General features: G+C 71.1%; 22 protein-coding genes and 1 pseudogene. 16 read left to right on the top strand and 7 right to left on the bottom strand.

All coding sequences use genetic code 11. The features are described 5' to 3' along the window. Window positions 1-3 precede the first annotated feature (3 nt). From VF330_RS33645 to VF330_RS33635, 3 genes are read right to left on the bottom strand one after another with little or no spacing between them, the layout of a single operon-like run. Window positions 4-633, bottom strand: coding sequence for a response regulator transcription factor (locus tag VF330_RS33645; protein ID WP_330855747.1), 630 nt, complete (start codon window positions 631-633; stop codon window positions 4-6). Continuing rightward, window positions 630-1,880, bottom strand: coding sequence for a sensor histidine kinase (locus VF330_RS33640; protein ID WP_330855746.1), 1,251 nt, complete (start codon window positions 1,878-1,880; stop codon window positions 630-632). The genes VF330_RS33645 and VF330_RS33640 overlap by 4 nt, the downstream gene beginning before the upstream one ends. A gap of 55 nt (window positions 1,881-1,935) precedes the next feature. Next, window positions 1,936-3,066, bottom strand: a complete 1,131-nt coding sequence (locus tag VF330_RS33635) for an acyltransferase family protein (RefSeq protein WP_330855745.1) — start codon at window positions 3,064-3,066, stop codon at window positions 1,936-1,938. 194 nt (window positions 3,067-3,260) lie between these two features. Between VF330_RS33635 and VF330_RS33630 the strand changes: the two genes are divergently transcribed. Continuing rightward, window positions 3,261-4,466, top strand: coding sequence for an FAD-dependent monooxygenase (locus VF330_RS33630; RefSeq protein ID WP_330855744.1), 1,206 nt, complete (start codon window positions 3,261-3,263; stop codon window positions 4,464-4,466). A gap of 179 nt (window positions 4,467-4,645) precedes the next feature. After that, entirely contained in the window at window positions 4,646-5,146 is a 501-nt protein-coding gene (locus VF330_RS33625; protein ID WP_330855743.1) for a DUF4232 domain-containing protein, read from the top strand. A gap of 27 nt (window positions 5,147-5,173) precedes the next feature. Here the strand turns inward: VF330_RS33625 and VF330_RS33620 are convergent, their stop codons facing one another. Next, window positions 5,174-5,836: a Type 1 glutamine amidotransferase-like domain-containing protein gene (locus VF330_RS33620; RefSeq protein ID WP_330855742.1), complete on the bottom strand. Its 663-nt coding sequence runs from the start codon at window positions 5,834-5,836 to the stop codon at window positions 5,174-5,176. 343 nt (window positions 5,837-6,179) lie between these two features. Between VF330_RS33620 and VF330_RS33615 the strand changes: the two genes are divergently transcribed. The 11 genes from VF330_RS33615 (at window position 6,180) to VF330_RS33565 (ending at window position 14,659) form a co-directional block, all read left to right on the top strand. Beyond that, window positions 6,180-7,277, top strand: coding sequence for a hypothetical protein (locus VF330_RS33615; protein ID WP_330855741.1), 1,098 nt, complete (start codon window positions 6,180-6,182; stop codon window positions 7,275-7,277). 162 nt (window positions 7,278-7,439) lie between these two features. Next, window positions 7,440-8,309 (top strand): ATP-binding protein, encoded by an 870-nt coding sequence (locus VF330_RS33610; protein WP_330855740.1) that lies wholly within the window; start codon window positions 7,440-7,442, stop codon window positions 8,307-8,309. A gap of 128 nt (window positions 8,310-8,437) precedes the next feature. Next, window positions 8,438-9,892 carry an MFS transporter gene (locus VF330_RS33605; protein ID WP_414675517.1) on the top strand — a complete coding sequence of 485 codons (1,455 nt, stop codon included), beginning with the start codon at window positions 8,438-8,440 and terminating at the stop codon, window positions 9,890-9,892. 3 nt (window positions 9,893-9,895) lie between these two features. Then, window positions 9,896-10,483 (top strand): TetR/AcrR family transcriptional regulator, encoded by a 588-nt coding sequence (locus VF330_RS33600; RefSeq protein ID WP_330855738.1) that lies wholly within the window; start codon window positions 9,896-9,898, stop codon window positions 10,481-10,483. A gap of 94 nt (window positions 10,484-10,577) precedes the next feature. Further along, window positions 10,578-10,727, top strand: coding sequence for a hypothetical protein (locus VF330_RS33595; RefSeq protein WP_330855737.1), 150 nt, complete (start codon window positions 10,578-10,580; stop codon window positions 10,725-10,727). After that, window positions 10,724-10,930, top strand: coding sequence for a hypothetical protein (locus tag VF330_RS33590; RefSeq protein ID WP_330855736.1), 207 nt, complete (start codon window positions 10,724-10,726; stop codon window positions 10,928-10,930). Before VF330_RS33595 ends, VF330_RS33590 begins: the two co-directional genes overlap by 4 nt. Before the next feature lie 84 nt (window positions 10,931-11,014). Continuing rightward, complete coding sequence (locus VF330_RS33585; protein ID WP_330855735.1) at window positions 11,015-11,710, top strand: DUF998 domain-containing protein; 696 nt, start codon at window positions 11,015-11,017, stop codon at window positions 11,708-11,710. A 58-nt stretch (window positions 11,711-11,768) separates the two neighbouring features. Continuing rightward, window positions 11,769-13,028 (top strand): sensor histidine kinase, encoded by a 1,260-nt coding sequence (locus VF330_RS33580; RefSeq protein ID WP_330855734.1) that lies wholly within the window; start codon window positions 11,769-11,771, stop codon window positions 13,026-13,028. Beyond that, window positions 13,025-13,684 (top strand): response regulator transcription factor, encoded by a 660-nt coding sequence (locus tag VF330_RS33575; protein ID WP_330855733.1) that lies wholly within the window; start codon window positions 13,025-13,027, stop codon window positions 13,682-13,684. The genes VF330_RS33580 and VF330_RS33575 overlap by 4 nt, the downstream gene beginning before the upstream one ends. 199 nt (window positions 13,685-13,883) lie before the next feature. Continuing rightward, the gene (locus VF330_RS33570; RefSeq protein WP_330855732.1) at window positions 13,884-14,366 is read left to right on the top strand and encodes an Asp23/Gls24 family envelope stress response protein; all 483 of its coding nucleotides are present in this window, start codon (window positions 13,884-13,886) and stop codon (window positions 14,364-14,366) included. After that, the gene (locus VF330_RS33565) at window positions 14,363-14,659 is read left to right on the top strand and encodes a hypothetical protein (RefSeq protein ID WP_330855731.1); all 297 of its coding nucleotides are present in this window, start codon (window positions 14,363-14,365) and stop codon (window positions 14,657-14,659) included. Before VF330_RS33570 ends, VF330_RS33565 begins: the two co-directional genes overlap by 4 nt. Window positions 14,660-14,687: 28 nt before the next feature. Here VF330_RS33565 and VF330_RS33560 read toward each other — a convergent pair whose 3' ends face one another. Beyond that, window positions 14,688-15,467, bottom strand: a complete 780-nt coding sequence (locus VF330_RS33560) for an isocitrate lyase/phosphoenolpyruvate mutase family protein (RefSeq protein WP_330855730.1) — start codon at window positions 15,465-15,467, stop codon at window positions 14,688-14,690. Between the two features lie 58 nt (window positions 15,468-15,525). After that, window positions 15,526-16,143, bottom strand: coding sequence for a TetR family transcriptional regulator (locus tag VF330_RS33555; RefSeq protein ID WP_330855780.1), 618 nt, complete (start codon window positions 16,141-16,143; stop codon window positions 15,526-15,528). Between the two features lie 146 nt (window positions 16,144-16,289). Here VF330_RS33555 and VF330_RS33550 point away from each other — a divergent pair, with 146 nt between their 5' ends. Together VF330_RS33550 and VF330_RS33545 are read left to right on the top strand one after the other, a co-directional pair. After that, window positions 16,290-16,772 (top strand): SRPBCC domain-containing protein, encoded by a 483-nt coding sequence (locus tag VF330_RS33550; protein WP_330855729.1) that lies wholly within the window; start codon window positions 16,290-16,292, stop codon window positions 16,770-16,772. A 98-nt stretch (window positions 16,773-16,870) separates the two neighbouring features. Next, a complete protein-coding gene (locus VF330_RS33545) occupies window positions 16,871-17,284 on the top strand; it encodes an STAS domain-containing protein (protein WP_330855728.1) in 414 nt (137 codons plus the stop codon). Between the two features lie 24 nt (window positions 17,285-17,308). Here VF330_RS33545 and VF330_RS33540 read toward each other — a convergent pair whose 3' ends face one another. Then, window positions 17,309-19,618, bottom strand: coding sequence for an ATP-binding protein (locus VF330_RS33540; RefSeq protein WP_330855727.1), 2,310 nt, complete (start codon window positions 19,616-19,618; stop codon window positions 17,309-17,311). A gap of 85 nt (window positions 19,619-19,703) precedes the next feature. On the opposite strand from VF330_RS33540, the pseudogene VF330_RS33535 reads away from it, so the two are divergent. Continuing rightward, window positions 19,704-20,705, top strand: a pseudogene (locus VF330_RS33535) (serine/threonine protein phosphatase); the annotation flags it as partial.

Raw genomic sequence — 20,705 nt, 5'->3', positions numbered from 1 at the left:
CTGTCAGTCCGGCGGCGTCAGGTAGCCGCGGGAGAACGCGGCGGCCACGGCGGCCGCGCGGTCGTTGACGCCCAGCTTCGCGTACACGTGCAGCAGATGCGTCTTCACCGTCGTCTCGCTGATGAAGAGCCGTTTCGCCGCCTCGCGGTTCGTCGAGCCCCGGGCGATCAGCTCCAGCACCTCGCGTTCGCGCTGCGACAACGGTGCCGGGGCCGGCCTGCGCACCTGCCCCACGAGCCGGGTCGCGACGGAGGGGGAGAGCACCGCCTGTCCCAGCGCCGCGGCCTGCACCGCGCGGACCAGCTCCTCCCGCGGCGCCTCCTTGAGCAGGTAGCCGGTGGCGCCCGCCTCGATGGCCGACAGCACGTGGCTGTCGGTGTCGTACGTGGTCAGCACCAGCACCCGCGACGGCACCCCGCGCCTCGCCAGCTCCCGGATCGCGGTGACGCCGTCGGTACCGCGCATCCGCAGGTCCATGAGGACCACGTCCGGGCGCAGGCGTTCCGCGACCGCGACGGCCTCCGCGCCGTCACCGGCCTCGCCGACCACCTCGAAGCGCGGATCCGCGCCGAACATGCCGCGCAGCCCGTCCCGCACCACCGGGTGGTCGTCGACGATCAGCAGCGAGATCACCCCTCACCGCCGGCGGGGATCGCGGGCACCGTCACCGTGATCGCGGTGCCGCCGCCCGGCTCGGACTCGACGTCCAGCCGTCCCGCGAGGAGCCCTGCCCGCTGCCGCATCCCGGCGAGCCCGAAGCCCCCGTCCGCGGAGCCACCGGCGGGCCGGGCGTCCGGCGCGAACCCCACCCCGTCGTCGAGCACGTCGAGCGTCACCAGGTCCTCCATGTACGACAGGGTCAGCGCGACCCGACCGGCCCGCGCGTGCTTGGCGACGTTGGCGAGTGCCTCCTGCGCGGTCCGCAGCAAGGCCACCTCGACGTCGGTGTGCATCGGCCGCACCTCACCGGTCGTCGTGAGCACCGCCTCGACGCGGTGCACCTCCGACCAGCGCCTGGCCACGTCGCCGATCGCCTCCGGGAGACGGGCCCGCGCCAGCGCGGACGGTCCCACGGCGTGCACCGACCGGCGGGCCTCGGTGAGGCTCTCGCGGGCCAGTCCCACCGCGTTCGCCACGTGCCGGCGCGACTCCGCCGGGTCGTCCGACGCCTGCTCGGCGGCCTGGAGCTGGGTGAGGACGCCGGCCAGCCCCTGGGCGAGGGTGTCGTGGATCTCCCGCGCCATCCGCTGCCGCTCGTCGAGCACACCGGCCTCGCGGGCCCGCACCAGCAGCCGGGCCTGCAGGGCCGCGTTCTCCGCCAGCGCGGCCTCCAGCTCGGCCAGGGCCCGCTTCTGCCGGTGGTCGCGCCGGTCGGACATCACGTCCGAGTAGAAGGCGACCGTGGCCAGCACCGCGGTGACGGCGCTGACGGCCGGCCACTGCCACCACAGGCCGGCCGCGATGGAGTCCGCCCCTCCGACGTGCGAGACCGCCGAGACCGCGGCCGTGACGGCCACGCCGACGTACCGCCACCGGCCCTCCAGGTACTGGAAGGCGTGCACGTAACCGATGAAGGCGAAGAAGCCGAACCACGGCGAGAGCACCACCAGGCAGGCCGTCACCGCCACCAGTCCCGCGTAGTACAGCGCCATCACCCGAGCCCGGTCGTGCAGTCCGGGGTGGAGGGTGTGGAACCACAGGAGCCACGCGACGAGCAGCGCCGAGAGCCCGAGCACGCCGGGCAGGTGCACCGGCGCGTTCCACAGCGGCTGGAGCAGGGTGAAGACCAGGCTGACCGCGAGCAGCGGGTAGGGGAGAACCTTCAGGACCGCCGACTCCCTGCGTTCCCAGCGGTCGAACTCCTCGCGCAACTCGGCCACGACGCCCACCCCGCCAATGATCGCACGCCCGTTCCCCGGCATGGAGAAGTCGCCACTAGACGACGGACCGCACAACACGCACACGGCGCAGCGCACCGGAGATCGCCCAGCTCGCGGCTGCGGAAAGCACCAGCGTCAGCAGGAACTTCGGCACGGGCGCCGCGTCGAGCGGGTGCAGTACGGCCACGACGCCGACGATGACCGGTGCGTGCACGAGGTAGACGGCGAAGGCGTTGTCGGCGAGGTAGCGGCTCAGGCGCGAAGTACCGGCGGCGAAGCGGTCGAACGCGCGCAGCAGGACCAGCACGACGCCGACGGCGAACAGCGCCTCCCACAAGGCCAGCAACAGGTAGGCGACGTCATGGCCCGCCAGTTCGTCCGCCTCCACGAAACCCCGGTAGCCACCCAAGGCCATCGGCACGACTGATACCGCCACGAGGAGCACGCCGAACCAGCCCGACCTCCGCGGGAGCGACTCGAACCAACGGCGGCGGTACGCCACGACACCGGCGGCGAAGAGCAGCACGTACTGCGGCAGGTAGGCGGGGCTGGGCAGCCCGAGCACCGGCTCGTAGGTGCCGAGCGGCACGAAGATCCGCCACACGAACGTGGCCACGCCGAGCACGACCACGAACGTGAGCAGTTGCCACCGCCGCAACGGTTGCGGCGTGATGGGCTCCGCGGTCCCGCGCAGGTGCCGCAGCAACGCGTAGGCGAGAGAGAAGATCAGCAACACCTCCAGGAACCAGGCAGGCCCGACCTCCCAGGCGGTGAAGTAGTGGACCGCGAACGACGGCCTGGTCGCGGCCGGCAGGTCGAGGTAGATGGGCAGGACGAAGAACGGGCGCAGCAGCACGAGGAACGCGAGGAACGGAATCCCCAGCCGCCTCAACCGCTCCGCCGCGAACCCGCGCGGCCCTCGCCGGTCGGCACCGCCGGGCGCGAAGTACCCGGACAGCAGGAAGAAGAACCCCATGAAGAACGTCTGGTTCGCGAGGAGCAGCAGGTCCAGCGGCACCGCCGCGGCCGCCGACGGGGGTCGCTGCCAGTTGGGCCAGAGGGCGAGGTTGCCGAACGGGGCCGCGGAGTGGTGCGCGACCACCAGGACGGTCAGGAAGACGCGGAGGTTGTCCAGGGAAGGGATGCGTGCCGGACGTGAGGTGCGGACGACGTCGGGTAGGGCCATGCGCACAGCCTCGCGTCCGCGGGAACGCGCCGGATCGACCGCGCGGGCCGGGACGGCGGTGGATGCGGTCGACCCCGCCATCCTCCGATCGGAGGATGGCCGGAGTCCACAGTCGACACCGTTGCCCCGGAGGTCTCACAGCGGTCTGTTCTTTGTCTTGGACAGCGAGCAATGCGGCTCATAGCGTGGTTTTCATGTTCTCCACCAACGAAAAACCCTCCGCTCGACGCGTCCTCGTCTCCGGCGCCAGCATCGCCGGCCTGACCACCGCCTACTGGCTCACCCGCCACGGCTTCGAGGTGACGGTCGTCGAGGTGGCGCCCCGGCTCCGTCCCGGCGGCCACGCGATCGACGTGCGGGGACCCGCCCTGGCCGTCGCCGAGCGGATGGGCCTGGACGCCGTCCTGCGGGAGCGGGGCACGAACCTCACCGGGATCGCCGTCGTCGACCCGGCCGGACGGGAGGTCTTCCGCAGCACGGAGGGAACTCTCACCGGCGGGCAGCTCGACAGCTCGGACATCGAGATCATGCGCGACGACCTCTGCGAAGTGCTGTACGGAGCCGTGCGCGACGAGGCCGAGTTCCTGTTCGGCGACACCATCACCTCGCTCACCCAGGACGACACGGGCGTCGACGTCACATTCGCCACGGCCGCGCCGCGCCGGTTCGACGTCGTGGTCGGCGCCGACGGGGTCGGGTCCGGCGTGCGGCGCCTCGCCTTCGGCCCCGACGAGCGGTTCCTGCACGTCATGGGCGAGAACCTCGTCGCGGTGTTCAGCATGCCGAACTTCCTCGGTCTCGAACGCTGGCAGATCCTCTGCCAGCAGGAAGAACCGGCCATCGGCGCACTGGTGATGGGGCTGCGCAAGGACGTTCCCGCCAGGGCCTACGTGGGTTTCGACACCGAGGACCGGGTCGAGTACGACCCGCGGAACGTCGCCGGCCAGAAGCGCGTGGTGGCCGAACGCCTGGCCGCCGGGGGCTGGGTGATCCCGGAGATCGTGCGGCACATGATGGACGCGCCCGACTTCCACCTCTACCGGCTCACCCAGGTCCGCGTGGACCGCTGGTCGCGCGGGCGGGTCGTGCTGGCCGGCGACGCGGGCTACGCCGTCTCGCTGGGCACCGGCCAGGCGACCAGCGTCGCGATGGTGGGTGCGTACGTCCTGGCCGGTGAGCTCGCCGCGCACCGGGACGACCCGGCCGCAGGCGCCGCCGCCTACGAGGACGAGCTGCGCGAGTACGTGACGCGCAACCAGGACGTCGCGGTGGAGCAGGAGTCGATGCGGCGCAGCGTGCTCGTCGGCGAGGACGACGCCGGCGGCGGTCTGCCGGACTTCGGGACGTTGACGCTCCCGTTCTCCCTCAAGGACTACGGGCAGCGGGTGCCGACGGCCTGACCGGCTGATCGCATCTTCGATAGCGCCCGCACCGCGTCGGAGGAGGCGCTCCGCCTGCCTGGTCGATCACTCCACAATGGACCTTCTCCTCCTCGTGGAGGTCTTGTGAAGGTTTCACCTCATCCTCCTCCGTCGGTGGCATGCTCGAGTGCATGGGACATGGAGGCAAAGCCGTTGCCGTGACAGCCGTTCTGGCCGGCCTGGTCGCGAGCGGGCCGGTGGTGCAGGCGTCCGAAGATCCCGGCTGCGCCGCCGGGGTGCGGTTCACGTCGAACTACACCGAGGCGGCGTCGGGGTTGCGCGTGATGTCGGTCGAGGTCGCCAACTGCGGTGCGGAACCGGTGCACCTCAACGGGTATCCGCAGGTGAGCCTGTTCGACGTGGAGCGGCGGCCGTTGGACGTCGCGATCCTCGAAGGCACCGGCGGGATCACGTTCCTGCCCGGTTTCAACGATCCGCCTCAGCCGATCACCGTGCAGCCGGGGGAGACCGCGGGCAGCGAGTTCGTGTGGCGGAACACGAACACGTCGCTGGAACCGCCGCAGGTCGCCGAGCACGTCGAACTGGCGACCGAGCCGGGTGCCGTCCGGCAACCGCTGGTCGCCGTGCCGCCGCAGCAGCGCATCTACATCAACCTCGGCAGCACGGGACGGATGGGCGTTCGCGCCTGGTACCGCTGAGGATTTCAGCTCAGCGGCGAGCCGCGGTCACGAGGGGAACAGCGTCCAGTGGCCCTCCGAAACGACCTCGACGACGCCGTCGGCCACCTTGACGGCCGTCTCGTCGTCGATCGCGTACGCCGGGCCCGCGATGCCGGCCGCCCACTTCTCGGCCACCTCCGCGGTGTTGTGCGGCTGGAGGCCCAGGTGCGGGAAGATCGAGAAGTCGACGACCCCGAGGGTGCTGTCACTCCCGTCCGGTGAGGTCCACTCGACGAACAGCTCACCGATCCGGGGTGTCAGCACCATGCTCCCGGCGCTCAGCCCCACCCAGACGGTGTCCTCCAGCGACGGCAGGAGGTCCGCCAGCCCGGACTCCCGCATCCAGTGGGACAGGTACAGCGCGTCACCGCCGTTCACGAGCAGCACGTCGGCCTCCCGCACCCACGGGACCCAGCGCTCCCGGCCGATGCTGGGCAACGCCGTCAGCTCCAGTACGCCCAGCGACTTCCAGCCGAGGTCGCACATCGGCAGCGGTGACCGGCCGGCGATGAAGCTCCAGGCCGGGGCCGGGCCGGACAGGGGGTGGCCGTACGACGCCGTGGGGATGCACAGAGCGGTGCAGTCGGAGATCGGCCTGCCCAGCAGGTCGACCAGCGCGTCGTGGATGCTCGGGTTCTTCACGCCTGCGGACGTGAGCAGAAGCCTCACAGTTGTCTCCTGTACCTGGCGGTCATGACACTCTGCGACGAGAGTCACGAGATCGGGTGGACGAGAGGGCAGACCGGACGGAACGGCGAAACTCATCGCCCACCGCCGGTCGTCTTTCGGAGACCGCGGAAGGGAATTCTCAACCGCGCGGAATAGCGATCGGTGTGGTGAGAACTCGGTGTGCCGACTGTGGGATCGACCTGCTTTCCCTCCACTCGAAAGGATGAGGTTCGATCCATTGTGGAGCGGAGAGCCGATTTCTATAGTCGAGAACGGCCTGTCTTTCGCGTTCCAGCCTGGAAGGTCTTCAGTCGTGAAAGCAACTCTGGCTTTTCTCGTTTCCGTGAGCATGTTGGGATTCTCCTGTGCCGCCGCGGCGGAAGGAGTGGCGGCCGAATCCGGAAAGGGTGTGCGGTTCGGGGCCGAGTGGAAGATCCTCCCCGCTCTGGATCCCGATTACGAGGTAGTGCAGCTCACCACGTCCAAAGCGCTCGACAACAAGATGTACCTCGACGTGGACCCCTATGTGCCGTCGCTGAACTCGGTCCTGTTCATGTCGGAACGGGACGGGCACGAGAACCTCTACCTGATGTCGCTCGACAACGGGAAGTTCGTCCAGGTGACGGACTCCGACCGCATCGACGGCGACCACGCCAACGTCTCGCCCAAGACCGAGGAGGCGTTCTACTTCGAGGACCAGGCGCTCACCAGCGTCAGCCTGCGACCCCCGTACCGGGAGAAGAAGATCCGCGGCTTCGCCGAGAAGTACGACATCGAGGGAATCCCCTCGCTCACGTCGGACGGCAAGACCGTCGCCGTCTCCCTGTACGACAAGGACGAACGCCGCTCCTCGCTCGTCCTCGTCGACGTGAGAACCGGCGAGCTGACCACGGTCAGGAAGATCGACGGGGACGTCGACCACGTGCTGATCAACCCGGTGCTCGGCGACACGTTGCTCTACCACATCTACGACGAGGGCCACGACGGCAAGATCGGCCTGGTCGACATCGACACGAAGAAGAACACGATGCTGACGGGGCCGGGCGACAACGGCGTGCACCCGTTCTGGGAGTCCAACGGCCGCAACGCCGCTTTCGCGCAGCGCGACCAGGGGGACACGCCGGACCAGGTCGTCACCTACAACATCCGCAAGGAGGAGTTCTTCAGCTACGACATCAAGGAGGACAGCAACCACTTCGCGATGAACCCCGCGCGGACGATCATCCAGGGCGACGGCAGGAAGGACTCGGCGCCCTACATCTTCTTCTACTACATCAGGCCGGGCACGAACAAGGTCGACACCGTGAGGATGTTCAAACACCGGAGCTCGTCGGAAACGGAGTCGGTGCACCCGCACGCCTCGTTCATCAACGACACGGATCTGATCTTCAACAGCGACGCGGACGGCAACGGCAACGTGTACCTGCTCAGGGAGAAATAGGCGCTTGATTTCGTGTGCGGCGCCGGCGAAGTCGGCGCCGCACACTCACGCTCAACGCGAACATCCGGTTTTTCCCCAGGCGGGCTCGCTAGCCTCGGTCGGCTTGCCTCACCCGACTCGTCCTGGAGGAAATCAGTGCACCGGCTGGCTGCCAGTCCCGCCTTGGCGCGACTGGAATGGGTTCTCGACGGCCTCGGCGGCACGCCCGGCTGGGGAGTCGACGCGTCCGACGTGTTCACGGCCGAGTTCACCGCCTTCGTCACGCCCGAGAGGTACGTCGAGGTCACCCGCGGTCGAGCCGCGCGCTACGCGCCGGTCGTCGTGGTCGGCCTCGACGTCGACGAAACCACCGCACGAGGGAGGATCCGCCGCCACGACGGCACCGTCGACGTCGTGACCTGCGTCGTCGAGGACGCCCGTCCGCATCGGATCTCCAGCACCTGGGTCACCGGACTGGTGCCGACGGACCTGACGCCGAGGCTGCCGGCCGACTTCGCCGACTACGACCTGTCGCCCACCGCGAAAGCAAGGCTGGTCGTGTTCTCCGGGGTGCCCGGCAGCGGGAAGAGCACGCTGGCCGACGCCGCGGGTGCCGAGCTCGGGATCCCGGTCTTCGCCACCGACTGGCTGCTCGGCGCGCTGACCCCGTTCGGCGGCCGCCACTTCGAGGCTTCCTTCGGCATCGCCGAGGAGCTGCTGACCACGCTCGCGCTGCGGCAGCTGGCCGCCGGGCAGTCCGTCATCCTCGACCACCCCACCGAGCGGGTGGAGACGAGGGACCGCTGGCGCAGCCTCGCGCACCGTGCCGGGGCCGGGTTCCGCGCGGTCGTGTGCCACTGCTCCGACCAGGAGGTCCACCGCGCCAGGGTCGAAGGCCGCAGCCGCGGCATCCCCGGCTGGCACGACGCCGGCGACTGGTCCGACGTGCGGCAGCGGCTGGCGAGTTTCCCGTCCTGGAACGGCGAGGCGCTCTCGGTGGACACCGCTCGACCACACGCCCTCGCCGCGGTCGTGCGGCACATCACCGCCTGATCGTCCGACTTATTAAACCGTCCAGCCGGTACAATAACTGGGTGACCTCCGGTGACGCCTCGACGGCGACGAAGGTGGCCGCCCCCTATCGGCGCAGGTGGGCGGCCTTGGTGGTGCTGGTCGGCTCGATGTTGCTGCTGGCCATCGACGGCACGGTGCTCTACCTGGCCGTGCCGTCGCTGACCGCCGACCTGGCGCCGAGCTCGACGCAGATCCTGTGGATCGGCGACGTCTACGCGCTGGCGCTCGCGGGCCTGCTGGTCACCACGGGCACGCTCGCCGACCGGCTCGGGCGCAAACGCGTCCTGCTGGCGGGTACCGCGGCGTTCGGCGCGGCGTCGGCGCTGGCGGCGTTCGCGCCGAACGCGGAGATGCTGATCGCGGCACGGCTGCTGCTCGGCGTGGCCGGGGCGACGATCATGCCGTCGACGCTGTCGATCATCCGCAACATGTTCCCCGACCAGGGTGAACGGACCAGGGCGATCGCGATCTGGTCCGCGGCCTCTGCGGGCGGCATGGCGCTGGGGCCGCTGGTGGGCGGGCTGCTGCTGGAGCACTTCTGGTGGGGCTCGGTGTTCCTGATCAACGTGCCCGTGGTGCTGGTGTTCCTGGTGACCGGCGCGGTCCTGCTGCCGGAGTCGCGCAACCCACAGCCCGGCCGGTTCGACCTGCTGTCCGCCGCGATGTCGATGACGGCCGTCGTCCCGCTGGTCTACGCGGTCAAGCACGCCATCGGCTCCGGCGTGGACCTCCAGTCGGCGCTTGCCGCAACCGTCGGCGTGACCGCGGGTGTGCTGTTCGTCCGCCGTCAGCGGCGGCTGAGGACGCCGCTGATCGACGTGGAGCTGTTCGCCAACAAAGCGTTCAGCGGTGCGGTGCTGGCCAACTTCGTCGCGATCTTCGCGCTGATGGGCGTGCTGTTCTTCTTCTCGCAGTACCTGCAGCTGGTGCGCGGCCTGCGCCCGTTGGCCGCCGGGCTGGTCGAGCTGCCGACGACGGCGGCGTCCATCCTGGCCGTCGCGGTGGTCGGGGTGCTCGTGGCACGGCTGGGCACCGGCCGCGCGGTGGCGGCGGGACTGCTGTTCGCCTCGCTCGGCCTGGTGCTCGTCGCCGTCGCCGAGGGCGCCGGCCACACCCTGTGGCTGGCGGCGGCCCTGCTCCCGCTGGGACTGGGCATCGGCGTGGCGATGACGCTCACCGTCGACGCGGTGGTCTCCGCGGTGCCGGCCGAACGCGCCGGTGCCGCCTCGGCCATCTCCGAGACGGCGTTCGAGCTCGGCGGGGCGCTCGGCATCGCACTGCTCGGCTCGACGGTGACCCTGGTCTACCGGGCGGCGCTCGACCTGCCCGCCGACCTGACCGGTCCCGCCCGAGCGGCCGTGGAGGACTCCCTGGCCTCGGCGGTCAACGCCGTCCGCGACAGCGCCGGCGTGCTCGAAGCGGCGCGGCACGCGTTCACGACCGCCATGCAGTTCACGTCCGTCGCCGCCGCCGCGATCACGGTGATCGCCGCCCTCATCGCCTGGTTCACCATCCCCTCCGGTAGGAAGAGCGGCACCACCACGACGTCGACCGAGGAGTAGTCCATGCCGCGTGTAGCCGGGCGCACCCCCGAGGACACCCGCCGCGCGCTGCTGGACGCCGCGGGCGTGTGCATCCGCGCCCGCGGCACCTCCGCCACCCTCGACCACATCGCCAGGGAGGCGGGGGTGTCCAAGGGCGGCCTCCTGCACCACTTCGCCACCAAGGACGACCTGGTGCGCGGCCTCGCCCAGGACCTGTTCGACCGGTTCCGCGCCGACGTCCTCGCCGCCGTGGACGCCGACGACACCACGCCGGGGCGGCTCACCCGCGCCTACATCCGGGTCAGCGCGGCGTTCGCCCACGACCCCGGCAAGTTCCGCGACCTCGTGCCCCTGCTCAGCCACCTCGCGGCCGTCCCGGAGATCACCGACCTCGCCCGCGAGGACACCCTCCGCTGGCACGACGACCTGTCCGCCGACGGGCTCCCGCCCCACGTCACCGCACTGGTCACGGCCGCGGCCGACGGCATCAGCGCCGTGCCCACCTGGCACCAGCACCCGGACCGCAAGCCGCTGACCGACCTGGAAGCCCTCCTGGTCGGCCTCACCACGCCCGGACCCGCCTGGGACCACCTCGCCCCGCCGCGCTGAGCACCGCTGGACATGTGCGGTGTCTGTGCACAATGGAGCTCGTGGCCTGAGGTGACGGGAACCGGGAACGCGCGTCGCCGTCGTGGGTGCGGGAATGGGAGGCCTGACCTTGGCGCTGGCGCTGCACCGCCGGGCGGACCTCGTGTCCGCACTGCGCCAGGCGCTTCCCGCCGGCACCGTCCACTTCGGCCGTGACTGCGCGGGTGCCGAGACGCGGCTTTCGAGGGCTGGAGCGACGAGGTGACAACGCTCCAGCGCCGCGTGGACCGAGTCGGCCGCTACGCGCTCGCCGAGCGTGAACCGGTCGAGACCTGGTGCCGGGGACGGCTGACGCCGCCGTGCTCCTCGCTTCCTGCTCCTCCGACGACGCGGACGACGCCCGACCTCTCCTGGCTCTACGAGCACGACGCCTTCGCCGCCGGCGAACTCGCGGCCGCCACCGTCTGAGCGTGGTACCCAGGTACCAGACCGACAACAGGACGGCACTTCGGACCGACGCCGTGGCGCAGACGTTCTTCATAGCGTCGTTTCATGGCCAGGGAAAAGGAAACCGCACAACACCTTCGTCGGACGGCGGCACTCGGTGGCAGCGTTCTCGTGTCCGCCTCCCTCGTGAACATCTGGGCCGCGAGGTCCACCGTGGACCGGGCGCTCTACGTGAGCGGCCTGGGCGCCGACGGTGAGCCGACCGCGAGGTGGTTCGAGATCGCGCTGTTGTTGTTGGTGGCCGGGGGATACGCGGTCGCGTGGGCGCTGCGCGGAGTCGGTGCGACCGGTCGCTGGACGCCCGCGTCGTCGGTGGCGGTCTCGGCGTCGTTCTTCCTGGTCGCCTCGCAGGTGCCGTGCACGTACGGGTGCCCGGTGCCGCTCGGGGACACCTTCTCGTGGCAGGACCTGACGCACGTCGTGTCGGCTGTAGCCGGGTTTTCCTTCGCCGTGCTCGCGATGGCACAGGTCTCCCTGTCCGCCACTCGCCCGGTCCTCCGGCACGTGTCGCGGGCGTGCGGTGTGCTGGTGGCCGTCATCGCCGCGGCGGGTGGCCTCTCGTGCCTGCTCGACGTGCGCACGGACATCGGCAGCCTGCTGGAGTTCGTCGCGACCACCGTCGGCATGGGATGGCTGGTCGTGATCGGCGTGGCGGTGGCGTTGTCCCGCACGGAACAGCAGCGCCCGTCCTCGGAGCATGAAACCGTGCGGAGGAACCGCGACCTCGTCGGCGTGGGGTAGGACACCGGTGATCCACTTCAGCCCGCGGCCGGGCGTTCCCCGTGGTTACAGTGACGTGGTGTCAGCTTCGGGGGAGACGTCCGGCGGCGGGGCCGGACTGCCGCAGCCGCCCGGTGCGCTGCGCCGTTTCTGGCGCGCGCACCCGAAGTTCGTCGACGTGCTGGTCGCCTGCGCGTACCTCGTCGCGGGGTCGGCGTGGGCGCTGGTCACGCCGCTGTCGTCCGGGCGGTGGCAGCCGGTCGCTCCCTGGCTCGTCTCGGTGGCAGGGGTCGTCCTCACCGCCGGAGCCCTGACGGTCCGGCGCTCGCACACGTGGGTGACGTTCGCGGTGGCGATGTGCGCCGCGGTGGCGACGATGGCGGTGGACGACGCGATCGACCCGCAGGCGATGGCGCTGGCCGTCTACGCCCTGTTCGTCTACCGGTCCACTCGCGACGGTTGGACCGGGTTCGCCGCCGTGGTCGCCCTCGGCGTCCTGGTGCGGCCCGCCGTCGCGGTCGTCGTGCGGGGCGAACCGCTGTCGTCGTTCTCGCTCACCGTCTCCGGCCTGCTCTACACCACCGTCGCGCTCGTCGCCGCGGTGTTGGGCATCTCGGTCGCGGGCCGGCGCCGCTACGTCCAAACCTTGGTCGACCGGGCGAACCAGCTGGCGCACGAACGGGACCAGCAGGCGCGCATCGCGACCCTGGCGGAACGCACCCGCATCGTCCGCGAGATGCACGACGTCCTGTCGCACAGCCTGTCCGTCATGGTGTCGCTGGCCGACGGCGCCGGTGCGCTGGCGCAGAAGGACCCGGTCCGCTGCCGCGACGCGGTGCGCGAGCTCGGCGGCATCGGGCGGCAGTCGCTGTCGGAGATGCGCCGCCTGCTCGGCGCGCTCGGCGAGGAGCACTCGGCGGACAACGGCCCGTCGCTGTCGCCGAGCCCCGGCATCGCCGAGCTGGACGCACTGGTCGCCACTTTCCGCGCGGCCCGGATGCCGGTGCGCCTGGACGTGCAGGGCCCTCCTCCGTCGTCGCCCGGCGCGCAGAACGCCCTCTACCGGATCATCCAGGAGTCGTTGACCAACGTCCTGCGCTACGCCCGCGATCCCAGGCACGTCACAGTGGTGCTCAAGTCCGGAGTGGATGGTGCGTCCGTGACGGTCACCGACGACGGCACCGCCGGACCGCGGCCCGAGTCCGTGGGACTGGGACGCGGCATCATCGGGATCCGCGAACGGGCCGCGCTCTACGGCGGGACCGCGGAGGCGGGCCCCGTGCCCGGCGGGGGATGGCGCGTCCACGTCGAGATGCCGCAAGCCGGAGGAAAAGCATGACCACGCCGCAGATCCGCGTTCTCATCGTCGACGACCACGAGCTGATGCGCCGGGGCACGAGGATGGTTCTCGAGGCCGAGGACGACATCGCGGTGGTCGGCGAGTCGTCCGACGGCCAGGAAGCCGTCTACCACACGGCACAGCTCACGCCGGACGTCGTGCTGATGGACGTCCGGATGCCCGGGATGGACGGCATCGAGGCGACCCGGCGGATCGTGCTCGACACGCCCCAGAGCAGGGTGCTGGTGCTGACCACGTTCGACCTGGACGAGTTCGCGTTCGGCGGCCTGCGGGCCGGGGCCAGCGGCTTCCTGCTCAAGAACTCGCCGCCGGACGAGCTCACCCGCGCGATCCGGGTCATCGCCGCCGGGGAGGCGCTGGTCTCCCCGCGGGTCACCCGGAGCATGCTCGACCTCTTCGCGAACCGGATCCCGCGCCCGGACGAACCCTCCGGCCCGCGGATCGCCGACCTGACCGAGCGCGAGGCGGAGGTGTTCCTCGCCATCGCGAAGGGCCTGAACAACTCCGAGATCGCGGAGAGCCTCCACCTGTCGGAGTCGACCGTGAAGACCCATGTCGGCAGGGTGTTGTTCAAGATCGGCGCGCGCGACCGGGTGCAGGCGGTCATCACGGCCTACGAGCTGGGCCTCGTGTGACGGCCCGGCGGCAGAAGAGCGCCGTGTCCGCGCATTCCTGGTTCATTTCGTCGAAATACTGCTCCAGTTACCCCGTTCGTGTCCGGTTCTAACGGAAAAGCGCAGGTGACCGTAGTCACTCTTCTGTGCCGTGCCGTTTTCGCGTCCACCGGGTCCTATCCGGTGACGGGTTCTACCGAACGCGAAAAGGGAGATGAACATGACCGAGGCGAATGTGGCGAAGAATGCTCCTCAGGCCGCCAAGGTGGCGAAGCCCGGCGAGGTGGCGACGATTCCGGCCTCGTCCGTGACGCCTCGGGGAACGACGACGGTCGCGGACGTCGTGGTACAGAAGATCGCGGGCCTGGCCACGCGTGAGGTTCCCGGCGTGCACGCCCTCGGTGGCGGCGCGGCGCGGACGTTCAGCGCGCTGCGCGAGCGCATCCCGGGTGCGTCGTCCTCGGTCGGTCAGGGCGTGTCGGTCGAGGTGGGGGAGACGCAGGCGGCGGTCGACCTGCAGGTCGTGGTGGAGTACGGCGTCTCGATCGCCACGCTCGTCCAGGTGGTGCGCCACAACGTGATCACCGCGGTCGAGGGGATGACCGGCCTGGAGGTCGTCGAGGTCAACATCGCCGTGGACGACCTGCACCTGCCCGTCGAGGGCGAGGACGACGCTCCCGCCCCCACCGGTCGGGTCCAGTGACGCCGGCACCGGCCGAGGTCTCGCTCTCCGAGGCCGAACGGATCGCCGCCGCGGTGTCGTCCCTGCCGTCGGTGGCGGGCCTGCACAGCGGTCGCTTCGGCCTGATCGCCTCGTTCGGCCCCGGCCGGCGGGTGAACGGGGTCCGGATCGACGAGGAAGCTGTCACGGTCAGCGTGACGGTGGAAGTGCCGTTCGTCGCCGACACCGTCGCGACAGCCGTCCGCTCGGTCGTGCGGTCGCACGACCGAGCGGTCAACGTGTTCATCGCCGATCTGGCAGACCCCGAGCGGTGACCGGCCGGAGCACGACTGCTCGGAACCGTCAGTTCAGCTTGCGGGTGTCGGCGGGGAGTCCGCCGCCGGCGTAGACGTCCTCGGCGAGCTTGGCCAGCGCGGTGAGGGCGACGTTCTGGCTCCACGGCCCGTAGGACACGCGGGAGACGCCGAGCTTCTGCGCCGTGTCCAGGGGGATGGAGCCGGGGATGCCGATCAGGTTGACCTTGCGTTCGCCCAGGGCCTCGACCAGTCGCTCGACCTGGGTCGCGTCGAGCTTGCCGGGGACGAAGACGTTGGAGGCTCCGGCGTCGAGGTAGGCGCGGCCGCGGGTGATCGCGTCGGCGAGCACGTCCTCGGGGTCGCGGTCGCCCGCCTTGACGAACGCGTCGGTGCGGGCGTTGAGCACGAAGTCGACCCCTGCCGCCTGTGCGGCGGCGACCGCGGCCTCGACGGCGCGCACGGACTCGTCGAGCGGCTTCATCTGGTCCTCGAGGTTGGCGCCCGCCGCGCCGGCGTCGATGGCCCGCGCGATGGTGCCGCCCGGATCGCCGTAGCCACCCTCCAGGTCGGCGGTGACCGGGAGGTCGCCCGCCACGCGCACGATCAGCGCGACCTCGGCGATCATCTCGTCGCGGGGGATCTTCTCGCCGTCCGGGTAGCCGCGCGAGGCCGCGATGCCGTGGCTCGGCGTCGCGAGCGCCTGCGTGCCGGGCGTCTCGGCGACCACCTTCGCGGTGATCGCGTCCCACACGTTGACGACGAGCAGCAGTTCCGGTGCCGCGTGCAGGGCCTGGAGCCGTGCCGCCTTGTCTGCCGTGGAGGTCATGTCAGCCTTCCGGTGGATCGTCTGGAGCCTTGCGACGATCATGACGCACGCGCGGGCCTCAGCCGCGTTGCGCGGTCAGCGTGGCCAGTCCTTCCTCGGCCAGCCGGGCGGCGCGGCGGACCTCGCCGGCCACGGCGTCGATCGCGTCCGGCAGCGGGCGGCCGGGGCGCAGGTGGGTCCGCAGCGAGCGGAACTGGAACCGCCACAGGCCGAGGAGCGCGGCCGCGGCGATCTGGGGTTCGGGGTCGTCGGGCCGCAGCCCGGTCCTGACGGCGAGCGCCTCGGCGGCGATGTCGACGAACCGGTCGGCGGTGTCGCTCTGGTGCGCCTTCAACGACGGGGTGTCGCGGATCAGGTCGCCGAACTTCCGGTACCGCTCCAGTGCGCGGTCGGAGTCGGCATCGGCGGCCAGGGACGCGAGGATGCCCTGCCGTTCGTGGTCGAGGATCGTCAGCATGGCCGCGACCGGGGGGAGCGCCGCGCTCGACAGGTGGGTGCGCAGCGCGTCCGCCATCGCCTCGAGCCGGTCCAGGACCAGCGCTTCCTTGCTGGGGAAGTAGTTGAAGACGGTCTTCTCGGACACGCCGCAGGCCGCGCCGACGTCGGCCACCCGGACGGCGTCGAAGCCGCGTTCGAGGAACATCCGCGCGGCGGTGTCGGACAGCTGACGGCGCATCGCCCGCTTCTTGCGCTCGCGCAGTCCCTCGACGGCCGGTGGGCCGGCCTCTGATGTCGCCACGGGGACGATCTTAGGTCAGCCGCACGAAAAGTTCTGCTACTGTAATTTTACAGCGACAGAATTTTTCTCCCGAGGAGGCCGCGGTGCCCGAGATCCACATCGTTCGTGACTACCCGCACTCGCCCGTGAAGGTGTGGCGGGCGATGACCGACCCGGACCTGATCCCGTACTGGACGTCGACCGGGAAGGGCGCGCGTGCCGTCGGGTTCCGGCCCGTGGCGGGCACCCGGTTCCAGTTCGTCGCCAAGCCGATGCCCGGCTGGCGGGGGATCGTCGACTGCGAGGTGCTGGAGGTCCGGGAGCAGGAGCTGCTGCGCTACACCTGGGTCGGCTCGGAGGGCGAGGCGCCCAGCGTTGTCAGCTACCGGCTGGAGGCGACGTCCGCGGGAACCCGCTTCACCTACGACCACACCGGGTTCACCGGCGTCGGCGGCTTCTTCATGGCCAAGGTGCTCGGCTCGGTCCGGACCAGGATGCTCACCACCGGCGTGCCCGCCCTGCTCGCCGAGCTCGACGAGACCGGTGCGCTGCGCCCCGACACGACATTGCGGCTGACGCAGTCCTGACGAACGCCGACCCGTAGAGTTCACCGCGTGTGGTCGTGTTCAAAACAGCAGCGCGCCGCTTCCGGCTTCACACGGCCTGCGCTCCCTGGAGTACCTCGGTGGACGTCTTCCGATCCCACGAACTCGCCGGCGACCAGCCGCCTCCGTTCTCACTGGCCACGCTGGGCACGGATGAGGTGTGCGTCGTGCGGATGGCCGGTGAGCTCGACATGATCGCCGTGCGGGAGGTGTCCGCGACGCTCGAGGCCGCCGTGGGCAGCGGCCTCCCGGTGCTCGCCGACGCGACCGAGGTGCGGTTCTGCAGCTCCGCGGTGCTGGGGGCGCTGTACACCGCCCACGTCGGCGCCACGAAGTCGGGACAGCGGTTCGTGCTCGTCACGGACAAGCGCTCGGTGTTGCGGCCGTTGGGTTTCCTCGGCCTGCTGGACGCGATGACGGTGGTGCCGGACGTCGCCTCGGCGCTGCGGGAGCTGGAGCTCTGGGACCTCCAGCCGTCGGACCTCGACCGCTGACGCCGACCGTCCTTTGTGGCCTGCTCACCGCCGGTCGGTGTCGCGCGGCAGCGTGAACGTGACGGTCGTGCCACCGCCCGGCGCGGCGTGCAGGCCCAGCTCGCCGCCGTGGCGTTCGACAATGCGGTGCACGATCGCCAGCCCGGCGCCGTGGCCCCCGCCGCGGGCGTCGCGCTTGTGCAGCCTGCGGAACAGCCGCAGCACCTCGGTGCGGTGCTCGGGCGGGATGCCGATGCCGTTGTCCCGCACCTGCACCGCGTCGCCGTCGAGGCTGACCTCCACCGTGCGCGGGTGCTCCTCGCGGGCGTACTTCGCGGCGTTCACCAGCAGGTTGACCAGCACCTCGGACAACCGGTCGGGATCGGCCAGCACCCGCTGACCCGGTGCGGGCAACGCCACCTCGACCTCCCGCTCGGTGAGCCTCGGACCGGCGATCTCCAACGCGCTCAGCGCGGCCTCGCGCAGGTCGACCTCCTCGCGCCGCAACGAGCCGTGGCCCAGCTGGGCGAAGTGCAGCAGCGAGTTGATCAGCTCGTCCATCCGCTGCGCGAGGCGCTGCACGGTGTCGAGCCTGCGGACCGTCGTGTCGTCGAGGTCGTCGGCGTCCTCGCGGATGAACGCCGTCGAGTTGAAGATGCCGCGCAACGGTTCCTTGAGCTCGTGGGCCGCGGCGAACGCGAACATGTCGAGATCGCGGTTCGCCCGGTTGAGCTCGGCGTTCAGCGTCGTGAGGCGGGCGTTGTGCCGCAGCACCATCGTGGAGATCGCGCGCCCGAACTCGCCGGCGACGGCCTCGTCCGACGCCGTCCACGGCACGCAGTGGCCTCGCGTCACGGCCTGGTAGACCGCCGACGACCCGCGCGGGGTCAGGCGCTCGCCACGCTCGCCCAGCCGCACCGGGGTGTCCGGGTTCGCCGCCCACGTCCTGCTGGCCCGGCGTTCCCGGCGCACCCACGCGATCAGGTCGCCGGTGCCGTCGGCCAGCGCGAGCACGAGTGCTCCGCTGAGGTGCTCGGCGTGCGGGGTCATGGAGGCGTCGTGCGCGGTGAGGTTGTCCGTGCGCCACACCGCGCCGGCGGTGAGCTCGGGAACGACGGCCCACAACGCGGCGAGGCCGGGCTGCAGCGAGTCCTGGTCGCCGCCGCTGACGACCGTGGTCTCCCCGTCGAGCCGCAGCACCACGGCGTCGGCGTCGACCAGTTCGTGCAGCAGGTCGACGCTGGTCGTCACCGACTGGGTGATGTCCGTGTTGAGCTCGGTGACCAGTCGCGCCAACGCCGTGCGGGTGTGGTGGCGGGCCTGGGAGGTCTGCGCCTCCTCCAGCGCGGCGAGCTGCAGCGACAGCGTGACGCCGAAGAACTCGCAGGCCGACCGCACCTCGGCGTCCAGGCGCCGGGGCGTGATGCCGTGGCACGCGATGAGGCCCCACAGCGAACCGGAGTGCAGCAACGACACCGACATCGACGACGCCACGCCGATGTTGCGCAGGTACTCCAGGTGGAACGACGAGACCGTGCGCAACGCCGAGTCGGACAGGTCGAGCGGCGCCGTCGTGCCCGGCAGCACCCGCGGGAGCAGGGCGGCCGTCGCGTCGTCCACGTCGTTGATCACGCGGATCCAGTTGCGCTCGTAGAGCCGCCGCGCCTGGGGCGGGATGTCGGTCGCCGGGAACCACAGGCCCAGCCACGGCTCCAGCCCGTCGGCCACCGACTCGGCGATCACCTCGCCGGGACCGGCCTGGCCCTCGAACCGGTAGGCCACCACCCGGTCGTAGCCGGTCAGCGCCCGGATCTCCGCCACCGCCGAGGCGCACACGTCGACGACGGTCCGTTCGTGCTGCAACTTCGTCAGCGAGGTGCGCAGACGCGGGTAGAACTGGGAGAACCGGAACACCTCCTGCGCGGGGCGGGGCTCGAACTCCAGCACGGTCCTGCCGTCCGCGCGGTACACCGTGACGTCGAAGTTCTCGCCCGAGGCCGGCAGCGCGAGCCCGCACAGCCCACGGTCGCCGGTCGGGGCGTCCAGCGTGGCGCGCACGGCGGCGACGCCCTCGCCACCGATCAACGCCTCCACGGCGGACCCGATCAGGGCTTCCGGCGCGTGGCCCAGCAGGGCCGTCGTGTTCTCGCTGGCGACCTCCACCACACCCGCGTTGTCCACCGCCAGCAGCGCGCCGTACGACTGGATGCCGCCCAGCAGGTGGATCGGCTCCGTCAGGCACACGGTCAGGTCGAACGACGTCGTGCCCGCCTCCGCCTCCGCCCGCGCGGCGCGCGCCCACTCGGCACCCAGCTCGTCCTCGCCCGGACCGTGAGGTCGCTGATCGTCGTGCATACTCGTTCCTGCTTCCGGTGGGCGTGCGGTTCGTCGCTGAGACTCTCGCGGGACGGCGTGAACACGGAACGGAGGTGTCGGCCGGATGACCGAAGGGGAGGGGCCGGCCTGGCCGGACCTGTTGCACGCGTTGTGGCGCACCGCGTTCGCGGCGGGCAGTACCAAGGTCTTCGCGAAGGAACTCTACCTGGGACTGCTGGAGCTGCCGCACGTCCGCAGCGTGCTCGGCGTGCGGATCGGCCCGGACGGCGGCGTGCTGGTCGTGCGGTGGGCCGACCACGAGCACGGTGTGATCAGCGGCCCCGAGGGACTCGCCGAGGACGTCGTGCCGTGGTTCGAGAACGCCTCCGCGCTGCCGGTGCGCGCCGCGGGCCAGGCGAGGATCACCGAGGTCGACCTCGACCGGCTGTCGTCGTTCGCCCCCGCCCTGGCCGGGCGGGTGCGCGAGTGCGGCGGGACCGCGGTGGTCGCCGCGTCGTTCCGCGCGGCGGCGGGGGACAACGGCCTGCTGCTTGTCGGCCTCGCGGAGCAGCCGGAGGACGACGTGGTCGGGCGGGCGCTGGAGCAGATCGCCGACGTCGTGATCGCCGCGGACGACCGGATCGCCGACCAGGCGCTGCTCGACAACCGGCTCGCGGCGGACGCCGTGCTGGCCGAGGTGTCGCTGCGACTCGCCCGGTCCCTCGACGTGGAGGAGACCCTGCGGTCCGTCGTGCGGATGGCCGTGCCGGGGCTCGCCGACGGGGCCGCCGTGCACGTCCGGCGCGACGACGCCCTGGTGCAGATCGCCGCCGCCCACGTCGACGCGCAGCGCGAACGCCTGCTGGAGGACCACCTGCGCCACGGCCGCTGGGCCGGGTTGCCGTTGACCGAGGATGAGGCCGCCCCTGCGCCGTCGCTGCTGCCGGAGGACGTCGGCCTGGAGCTGATGACGAGCGCGGTCCTGCGGGCGCGGGGCCGGGTGCTCGGCGTGCTGACGTTCTTCCACCGCGCCGGGGCACGCCGGGTGCCCACACGCGAGTTCGTGCTGGACATCGCCGCCCGCGCGGCGCTCGCCATCGACAACGCGACCCTCTACAGCCAGCGG

The organism is Lentzea sp., from assembly GCF_036380075.1.
Classification (GTDB): Bacteria; Actinomycetota; Actinomycetes; order Mycobacteriales; family Pseudonocardiaceae; genus Lentzea.
Note: the sequence above shows the minus strand (reverse complement) of the source record. Positions and strands in the feature narration are given on the sequence as shown.